General features: G+C 55.4%; 10 protein-coding genes and 2 pseudogenes. 6 read left to right on the top strand and 6 right to left on the bottom strand.

The genetic code is table 11. From position 1 onward, the window contains the following. The coding region (locus BMI87_RS21425; RefSeq protein WP_146681727.1) for a transposase at positions 1-405 on the top strand (405 nt) is incomplete at its 5' end. 29 nt (positions 406-434) lie between these two features. On the opposite strand, the pseudogene BMI87_RS22400 reads toward BMI87_RS21425, so the two are convergent. Further along, positions 435-569: pseudogene (locus BMI87_RS22400) on the bottom strand (DDE-type integrase/transposase/recombinase); the annotation flags it as partial. On the opposite strand from BMI87_RS22400, the pseudogene BMI87_RS22875 reads away from it, so the two are divergent. Then, positions 560-700, top strand: a pseudogene (locus BMI87_RS22875) (ATP-binding protein); the annotation flags it as partial. The pseudogenes BMI87_RS22400 and BMI87_RS22875 sit on opposite strands and share 10 nt — an antisense overlap. 234 nt (positions 701-934) lie before the next feature. On the opposite strand, the gene BMI87_RS21440 reads toward BMI87_RS22875, so the two are convergent. Continuing rightward, positions 935-3,040 carry a DUF262 and DUF1524 domain-containing protein gene (locus BMI87_RS21440; RefSeq protein ID WP_078523491.1) on the bottom strand — a complete coding sequence of 702 codons (2,106 nt, stop codon included), beginning with the start codon at positions 3,038-3,040 and terminating at the stop codon, positions 935-937. A gap of 242 nt (positions 3,041-3,282) precedes the next feature. Between BMI87_RS21440 and BMI87_RS21445 the strand changes: the two genes are divergently transcribed. Continuing rightward, on the top strand, positions 3,283-3,624 hold the full coding sequence (locus BMI87_RS21445) for a transposase domain-containing protein (RefSeq protein WP_146681728.1): 342 nt from the start codon (positions 3,283-3,285) through the stop codon (positions 3,622-3,624). A 167-nt stretch (positions 3,625-3,791) separates the two neighbouring features. Here BMI87_RS21445 and BMI87_RS21450 read toward each other — a convergent pair whose 3' ends face one another. Both BMI87_RS21450 and BMI87_RS21455 read right to left on the bottom strand, forming a co-directional pair. Next, positions 3,792-5,078, bottom strand: a complete 1,287-nt coding sequence (locus BMI87_RS21450; protein ID WP_146681729.1) for a site-specific integrase — start codon at positions 5,076-5,078, stop codon at positions 3,792-3,794. Between the two features lie 59 nt (positions 5,079-5,137). Next, complete coding sequence (locus BMI87_RS21455; protein ID WP_078523494.1) at positions 5,138-5,440, bottom strand: helix-turn-helix domain-containing protein; 303 nt, start codon at positions 5,438-5,440, stop codon at positions 5,138-5,140. Positions 5,441-6,020: 580 nt separating this feature from the next. On the opposite strand from BMI87_RS21455, the gene BMI87_RS21460 reads away from it, so the two are divergent. After that, positions 6,021-6,251, top strand: coding sequence for a hypothetical protein (locus BMI87_RS21460; protein WP_078523495.1), 231 nt, complete (start codon positions 6,021-6,023; stop codon positions 6,249-6,251). A 476-nt stretch (positions 6,252-6,727) separates the two neighbouring features. On the opposite strand, the gene BMI87_RS21465 is transcribed toward BMI87_RS21460, so the two are convergent. Next, positions 6,728-7,792: an IS1595 family transposase gene (locus tag BMI87_RS21465; RefSeq protein WP_168175264.1), complete on the bottom strand. Its 1,065-nt coding sequence runs from the start codon at positions 7,790-7,792 to the stop codon at positions 6,728-6,730. 219 nt (positions 7,793-8,011) lie between these two features. Here BMI87_RS21465 and BMI87_RS21470 point away from each other — a divergent pair, with 219 nt between their 5' ends. Beyond that, positions 8,012-8,284, top strand: coding sequence for a hypothetical protein (locus tag BMI87_RS21470; protein ID WP_146681731.1), 273 nt, complete (start codon positions 8,012-8,014; stop codon positions 8,282-8,284). A gap of 321 nt (positions 8,285-8,605) precedes the next feature. Here the strand turns inward: BMI87_RS21470 and BMI87_RS22655 are convergent, their stop codons facing one another. Next, positions 8,606-8,830 carry a hypothetical protein gene (locus tag BMI87_RS22655; protein ID WP_168175263.1) on the bottom strand — a complete coding sequence of 75 codons (225 nt, stop codon included), beginning with the start codon at positions 8,828-8,830 and terminating at the stop codon, positions 8,606-8,608. 61 nt (positions 8,831-8,891) lie between these two features. Here BMI87_RS22655 and BMI87_RS22725 point away from each other — a divergent pair. Continuing rightward, positions 8,892-9,120: hypothetical protein (locus BMI87_RS22725; protein ID WP_210402515.1), on the top strand; the 229-nt coding region annotated here is incomplete at its 3' end.

Genomic DNA, 9,120 nt, shown 5'->3' on the forward strand with positions numbered 1-9,120 from the left:
CGGCAGGCGCGCACAGCGCCCCTCGTGGTCGAGTTCGGTGAATGGCTACAACAGCAACGTCTGCGTATCTCCGCGAAATCGCGCCTGGGGGAGAAGCTCGCCTACATTCATCGTCACTGGGACGGGCTGCAGACCTTCCTGCACGACGGTCGGGTCGAGATCGACTCCAACAGCGTCGAGAACCTGATCCGGCCCATCGCTCTGAACAGGAAGAACGCATTGTTCGCCGGACATGACGAAGGCGGGCGCGCCTGGGAACGTATCGCGTCGCTCATCGAGACCGCAAAGATCAACGGCGTCGAGCCCTTCGCCTATCTCAAGGCCACCCTCGAAGCCATCGCCGCCGGCCATCCGCAAGGCCGCATTGATGAACTTCTCCCGTGGAACTTCAAGCCGTCAAGCTGAACCTGGGGTGGGATGCAGCCGCCGCTTACGTCATGGCAGTTTCCGCGGCGGCTCATTGAGCACTCCAGATTGTGGGCCCGAAGGAACGCTGCCCAGTCCATGCTGGTGAATTGGCTGCCATGGTCCGAATGGATCAGAACCTTTTCCCTAAGCTTTCTCCGAAACCTTCGGCTCGGAGCGCCTGACCGGCGCTCTGCTCGACAGGCTCACCCATCATGTCCACATCCTCGAAATGAACGGCGACAGCTATCGGCTCGCACAGAGCCGCGCGCGCAAGTCCGCCGGCTCCGCCTGATCCAGCCGAAAAAGGCTTGGCCCTCACGGGCCAAAGCGGCCAGTCAACCGCCTGCTATCTGGGAAGCGCGGCTGACTGGCCGCGACCTCATGGCGCGCCTTACGCCCAAACCCCGAAGTGGCCGGTTCTTGCGCCGCCCAATGGCCGGTTTTTGCAGAACCCGAGATGACGCCCGCAACAAATGGCGAAACTCACAAGTAAATCACCTTCCCCCCCCCCTGGTCGCCTCACCGGTCACTCGGCCGCCTCTACTCCTCCAAGCTGCACCTCGAGAGCCTGCCGCACGAGCCCGATGACATACTGCAGGTCATTCGGATCGGAAAATTTTACCTCAGAATTCCCGTTGCCCCATCGACCAAGTCCAGTGACATCCTTCACCATGTTCCGCGGGTCGTAGATGTCCTGAGGTTCGATGTTCAAAGACAGCCTCAGGGCCTTCTTCTGCGGCACCACGTCGACGAAGTTCGTTTCTGCCTTATAAGCTACATAGAGCTTCAGGAACTGCTCAGTCACACACTCGTCAAGCGCCAGCACTTCCCGGCGAAGCTCTTCGAACAACCGGCTCATCTCCTTGCCATCAGCGAGATATTGATGGTCATCGATCGAATATTCGCTCGAAGCGGTCGTCTGCTCTCGATAGGTATCGAGAACATCTTGAGGAAGATCGGGTGCTGCCCAGACGCTCACAGCTTGTCGTGCCATTCTGTCCGCGCGCTTTTTGATCTCTGCCTCATTCCAAGTCTCAACTTGCCCAAGTCCCTCGTTTACGCGCAGCGGGCTATGCTTGAAGCCACCCTCCATGTCTCGTTTCTCCGGGAAGGGATGGTCGCTGTATTCGGAGTTATACCCTGTCAGCGTGAGGTTCCCGAGCGTGTGGAGCCACTTCTCCTGCACCGCGCTCCAATCGTCACCAAGGTCGTTCTGCCACGCCTTCGAAAGGTTTTCGTTCTGCGGTAAGATATGCTCGATCGTGTAGTCATCGACATGTACACGCTCTTTTCGACCGTGGTTCTCGAACTTTCGAAGCCAGTAGGAACGGCCGCGGAAGTTATACAGATCTCGGTCTTGCATGCGGGCAATGAATTCCTCATCGCGCGGAAAGCGGCGATAGGATCGCATGGCGAGAAAACGCGCCTTAACGCTTTCAACGTATCTGTCCCTCTTGATCTCGCGCGCCAGGTTCGCGAAGGTTTTATTCATCGAATTGGTCGGCACCGCGCAAATGGCGCGCCGGAACACGTAAGCCTCGACCAGCCGAACAATCTCCAAAAACTCTTGAGAGGAGATAATGTCGGCATCGTAGTCTCGATAGGTCTCCATCAGGAACGGATAAGCCACGTCGACCTTCAGCTCACGCAGATCCTTGAAGGCCATGCTGAGACTTGGATCTGCTTCCTGGCCGAGGGCCATCGCGCCGTAGTGTCTTGAGAACTCCCACACCTCTTTCACCAGGTCTTCTACGTCGCGACCTCTCGCCGTTTCCTCATGAGAATACTCTTTATAGGCGGAGTAGACATCACCCTGGCGTGGAATTGAGCCCGTGACCACTGTCAGGTAGTGGCGCATGAAACCATCGAAATGCGTGACATAAGCTCTTTGCCCGAAGCCTTCTTCCATCTGGAGCCAATATTGTTCGTAGAGGCGCGTCTGAAGCTTCGGCTCGAGCCCCATAAGTACGAAATTGCGGATAAGGTCGGCCTGGGAAAGCTCCTTGCCTGTCGAATTCATACTCTCGAAGATGAGCTGGGGATTGTCGTGTTCGCGGCTCAAGGCCACATCGACGATCATCAGCTTGCTAAGTCCGTTGCAGATCTCCGTAACCGCAGACGAGTCCTGATCCAGCCAGCGAGTGAACAAATCGAAATTCTGCTTTACCCGGATCGATCCGGAGTCGGGTAATTCAAATCCAGAGACGATCGCATTCAGCGTCGTTCGATCATTCTTGGACAACAGGAGCTTGAAGGCCTTCTCACCGTTTTCATCGGGATCCATGAGATAGCGATTCCGAATTTTCTTGGCTGAAAACCCATCAACCGGCTCGTCATCACCTATGACGCGAGACAGGGCAGTCAGAAGGAGCAGCACCGACGTCAGGCGCTGCTGCCCATCGATCACGAGTTGAGGCGACCGGCTACTGTTATTCGACAGGCTCTCTTCGACATAGACGACCGATCCCAAGAAATGGACGGGGATATGGCCGCTGCGGCCTGCGCGGCGCACATCCTCCCATAGCTGTCGGCACTCCGTCTCCGTCCAGCTATAGGTCCGCTGGTAAATTGGTATGACAAACTGAGGGGCTTTCGCGATAAAGGAGAGAAGGTTCGCGTCGGTCGCTTTCATAACATTGCCTCCATGAGGCGGAAATCTGCTCTTCCGCAGAGCGCCCCGAGCCCGGAGAACCGAGCGACAAACATTTGGGGCCTGCAGTCGCGAGATCTCATGCAGAGCCTCGAAATAAAATTACTCATCAATTGGTATGCGCGATCCGGCAAGGCTGCAACCATCGCAATCAGCCACAATACACCCCGGCTATCTTTGAGGCACCACATCCCATGAGTATTCGAGCGAAATTGAGGTACATCATGACCGGGTTGTTCGAAAATCTTTGCGGGAAGGATGCAAGGACTGATGCCATTGGCGAGCTGTCGAACATAGCTGGCTGGAAAAAACATCATCCTACTCCGGGGCGAAAGTGGGACGTGCTGTTTGGGCACGAGATGTTCGATAGCGATCGACTGGGTGTGCAGGCAGTTTTTGTCGCGCGACGATTTGCGATCGATACGCGCGAGTTCGGTGCGCTCGAAGTTGCAAGCGAGCATACGGCTGGTATCAGCGATGCACCGTATCTCAAGGCCATCGCCGCCGGCCATCCGCAAGGCCGCATCGACGAACTTCTCCCGTGGAACTTCAAGCCGTCAAGCTGAACCTGGGGTGGGATGCAGACGCCGCTTACTGCGCAACTCACGATGCGTTCCAAGATAAAGACCGAGGCTATTTAGCGCCCCGGACTCAATATTATTCAGTCAATAAAGTACCTAACCCGATCCGATAGTTCGGCGATTCACGAGTGATCGCAACATAGGGGACGTTGCTATGTGCAATTTATTTTCAACATATCACACTGCGCTTGCAGCTGTTTTGCATCTGCCCAAGCCCGGTCAGATGCAAGATCTTCAAGCCTGAGATCGGTCTTGCAGTGCTTCTGTATCTCTCGCCACCACTCGTTTTCGAGCGCCCGCCGGATCGGGTCAAGGTGCTCAAGCTTCGCTCTGAGGTAGATGCGCGTCGTCTCGCTGCCGTCGTTCTGACGAAGTCGACGACGCTCGCGTGTGTCGAGTGCTGCTACATGACCGGCCAGCGCAGACAGTGATCTTGCCGGCACTCGCATTTCGAGAAAGTCGATCAGTGTGTGTCTGATCGAATACCAGTTCACGTTGTCAGCTTGGGATCCGAGGGCACGTTTTGCTATCCGATGGATGATCTGAGTGCCGTTTCGCCCGGTCAGCCCCTGAGCGCGGAAATGGATCAACTTGCGATCACGACCCGCGGTCGATGCAGCTTCGGCGACGGCCCATCTCATCGGACCAGTTACAGGCACGATCGGGCGGTACTTCATCGTCTGCTTCATACCGATAGGAAGCATATCAAGCGCATCGAAATCCCATAGGATTTGCTCGGTAGTCATATCGATCAACCCGCCACTTCTTGCGGCGCACCCGAGATCGAACAGAAGCATGTGCAGATGATGCGGAAATTCGCATGCATCGATGAGAGCACCGATCTCTTCAAATGAAACGTGCCTGCCCTTCGGATCGCGGTCGATCGGCGCCGTTCGACCTGGGATCCTGATCGGAGCGATCGGAGAAGGCCCAGAAACGATCTGCTCGTCGAGAAGAAAATTCAGTGTCGCGCGTGCGATGTTTACGATGTCTTCGATCGTGTTCGGACTGAGTGGCAGATGGCGACCGCCGCGGCTTGTGTCGCGGTCGTCTCCGATCCATCCATCCAGCATTCGCTCTGACATCGCGCGGATCGCTGGAGAAAGCTTCGATGCAGGAACCCTTGCGAGCGATGACTTGAAGTAGAGCTTGTAGAGTTCGTCGAGACGCCTTGCCCTGCCGACTGAGAGCGTCTTCTTCTTCTCTCGACGATAGAAGAACCAGAGCTCTTCAAAAGTCGGATCAGACGGTCTCTCAGCAACATCATTTGGAGATGCCATCGCCGCAAGTCGCCGGATCGCCGCCTCGCGAGCCCTCTCGAAATCGCGGCCGAAGCTCTGGGATTCCTGCTTTCCATTGTTCCGGTTGGTCCAGCGAACGTGAAATGTGTTCCGATTTTGCGCGATCGAAAATGGGCCGAGACGTTCAATTGTCTTCATTTGCATCTTAATCCGTTGATTTCTATATTTAAGCACGGGTACAGATGCATGCTAACGCGTCAAGTAAGAAGTAAGGCCCTGATAGCAGCTTTGTCAGAGCCATGCCGCGGTGCTTTACGAAGGGCCTTTTGTTCCTGTTGCTCATCCATGGCGATAGGCTTGACTTCGCGCCCCGAGAGCCAGCTTATTAGTGACGCGCGCATGTAAACGACGGGCTTACCAGGAACGTGCGGAATCTCTTTCTTACGCCGCATCTCGCGGATCTTCGTCAGTCCAATCCGCAGAAAATCTGCGGCTTCTGGCTCAGTCATGACTTCGCGAGAAGGCAGCGTAAAGTCTGCTTGTTTCGACTGAAACGACATAGATGAATCCTCTTTTTCAAGAGGTGGTTCGAGCCGACTTGCGCGACTCTATCGCTCCGGCCGCCTTCTCAGCTTCAGTTGCCAAAATGCATCACATCCATTTCCTGACGATCAAATACAGGTACTGCCCCATTGGACATGAAGTGCTCATCACTTCACCGAGCAATGTCAGACCACACCCATCGTGCCGCTCGTCCAGCCTGGCGGTTTCAATCAACCTGCGCAGAGCGCGGTGCCGTCAGAAAATGAAAACCGCATCTCGAATGAGAGCTACCACCTACTTGGCGCTCTGGAACAGGCGGTCGGGGAAGAGATTGAGCACTACATCCATCACACCGCACAACCTCGCGCTGGCCGATGCATATCACCTAAGGGACGAAGTAATCCTAAACTGACGAAAGCAGATCAAAGCCGATACCTTCGAGAAACGCTGCTTGCTGCATGGCTAAACTGCGGCATAGAATGAAATTCGCACAAGCCAGACCCTCCGTTCTCGATCAGGTCGTCGCGTTCCAAATCAACTGACACGGGACATTATGAAATGTCGGGGCTACGAACCCCAGCAAAATGGGACCAGTTCATGCACACGAATGAAAACGACAAGTTCTCCTTCGAGCAGCGAGCAGCGGAAAAAGTCGCTGCGCGAGCGAAGGATGAGCACGAACTCCGCACCGGCACCGTTTCGTCGGCCAAAATGGCGCGCATGAACGGCGGAGGCCGTCACCAAGTCAAGCTGATCGGCCCCTCGAAGCGGATGCAAGAACTGGCAAAAAGTTTGAAGGTGTCCGCAAATCGCGTTGGTCCGTTTTGAAGGACGAAGCGACATTGACGTTCCCTGCTTCATCTCAATAAAATATTTCTTAAAATACTGATCTCTGTTTCAAAAACTGGCAAATAAAGTGAAAATTATTTCTTACCTTTCAGCTCTGATGTTCGCCGCATTACCTGCATGCGCAGATACGGTGCAAGTTCCACTCCTTGCCGACGGATCAGTTGACATAGAATATGTCTATTCAACCTTCCAAGCTCGTTTTCCTATCTATGACCCTCCGCGCCAAGGAGATAAGTTTGATGGCAGACTTCTTGGTGAAACGTTTGAGGGTTGGGTTGTTGGGGGAGTAGATCCGGGCGGATTTGTTCTCGCGCTGCAAGCGCCTTCTCTGTCTGAACATGCAACTTACATCGCCGCTGTTCTTATGACCGAGATATTCTGCACTCGATCCAATCTTACTCCGGGACGAGTTCGCTGGAAAGAAACTGCGAAACAAAAGAACGATCACTGGGAGGTCATGACAGATTGCTCTCCGTCCGAAGGAGGTGCGTCTGGCTAAGAGCAGACAACCCGACCACACCGATCTCTTTCCATGACGCGCGTATCACGTCTGCAGGCCTTGCGCCCGCCAACCTCAGTTCCAGCCAACGGATATACCCGTTGAGATGCTTCGAAGCCGGTCCGCAGAAAGGCTTGATGAACCTCTTGTAGCGGGCGTGAAGCGAGTTCACGTTCTGGATGTGATAACAGTCTGCGGCGACACGCGTTCCCGGTTTGCTGCCCAGCACAACGTGCTCGATACCGCCTGCCGATGCGATCTTGGAATAGCCATCGGCCCCGTCCGTGCAGAGCACTGCATCTCGAGGCACCAAGGGCGTCATCGCATCTTGCAGCGTCACGCCTGCGTGGCTCGCCAGGCGCTGGAAGAGCTTTGCGCCGCCCCTGTCGGCAACTGTGAGGATGGGAAGCTGCCACCTCGAGAGCCCGCGCATCATCTTCAACCCCTGGGTGGTGAAATCCGCCCACCTGGGACGCGGCGGCGCCGGGACATTCAGCGGATCGGCAGCGTGCCGCACCCATTCCCGAGATCCCTTCCGGGACTCGCGTTGATAAGTCTCATCCGCCTCGATAATCCCGGAGAAGGCTGGCGTCACACCGTTTTCGATGATCGAGAAGACCAGCATTCGCCAGCGCCAAACAGTGTATTTGTTGAGCCCAAGCTTCTTTGCGAGCTTGCGCACTGATAGAGGTGTGGGACTAAGCAGCATATCTCGCAAGGCGACCATGAACAGTTCAGGACGATGGATGCGTCCGATAGCGCTTCCCGTTCGGCCCGAATAAGTTTTCTGGCAGCCGCCGCAACGATAGCGCTGGATCTTGGTTCGCGTTCGCCCCCACTTCTGACGACGTTCCTCTCCGCAGAACGGGCACTTGGCTTCGGGGCTTGTTCGTGCTTCGATCTCCGAGATCGCTTCGGTTTTTCTCCGGAGATCGCGAATTCTCGTCTGAGCATCTTCGATCTGTGCTGGGTTCAGCTCGTTGAGGGCATCGAGAAAGTGGCGAAAATCTTGGTGTCGCAATGGCATCCTCCGCTTGAAAGGCGGAGATATATTGGCCGAAATCTTAGCAGACGAAGCGAGCCAACACGCTTTGCGGACACCCCCAAAAGTTTTTGATTTTCAGTTGCATGGAAATTGTTCTGAACAAATTCGTCAGCCTTTTTTGTATATGCCACGTCTTAAAAATATATCCAATTAAACGGGGACGAAAAGCCGCCTCACACTTACCAGGGGAAGAACATGCAGGTATCAAATCATATGCGCCGCAGGATCGAGGCGGTCATCACGCGGACAGATAGGCTCGACGACTACGTGTGCGAAGCGCTTTACAAACCCGGAATCTCCAGCGCGCTTGCCTCCGCGGCGAGCGCAAGCTTGATGCGCGACATTCGTGAGAAAATCGTCCTGATTGAGGAACTTACCGCTGACGAGTCTCACGAGGCTTGTCGAGGAATGGTGGAAGAGCTCATTGAGCCGATTGAGACTCTCATGCGCGAAGCGGGTCTGAAATGATGCCCGTCGAAGAGCTATCGAAGAATACCCTGACGGCGATGAGTGCGGCCGAGCATCTCGCCCGCTCCGGCGCACAACCGGCTGACAGCTTCAAATCCATTTGATAGAATACACAGGATGTAGCGGCCAGCTGCTTGCATTCCACTACATCGAGATACTCCTCAATCCGAAGCGCAAGCACGCCCGAGACGGAATGCTGTCGCCCCTCGACTTCGAACGACAGCAGATACTGCAACACAAAGAAGGCCAAGAAAGGCGGGGCTATTCAATTTGCAGACTTTCCCGCCGCGCCCGACGGGTTGACTGCGGCGAAGGAGGTGTTCAGCGAGGGCTAAGCATTCCGTTTCCCTGCGCGCCTGTCATGCTCGGCACCGAAACCCGGCCATCAGGCGCGATGCCAAACCCGGCCTGGATCTGTTCAGATGACAAGCAGAGCAAATCAGGATCTGGTCCCACCGTGACCCTCGAGATCGCCTTCGCCGTCGTGCCGTCCCAGACACCGGATTTTGCATTACGCATGACAGCCGCCTGATACTTCGTCAGCACCGCAGCGCCCTCATCCGACATCACCAGCCACGGTCGTCTTGCGGGGTGTGGGGCAAGACCAGTGGCGCGTCCTGCGCAAAAGGTTGGAGGCCGCCTACTGCTCGAAGGCAGATCAAACCTGTACCCGCAGCCACTGGTTGAGGTTCTTGAACCGACATTGCAAAGACGTTTCGGCAACGAAGAAGGGTCCCTACCGCATGTTTACGTGTCACATGTCAACGCCGTGTTAATTTTCCCCAAAAGTGCCGAAGTAAAATTCCCCACTACGGCGGTTGCGGCGATCAGCCGGT

The sequence above is a fragment of the Thioclava sp. F28-4 genome (assembly GCF_002020045.1).
In the GTDB taxonomy this organism is placed as follows: Bacteria; Pseudomonadota; Alphaproteobacteria; order Rhodobacterales; family Rhodobacteraceae; genus Thioclava; species Thioclava sediminum.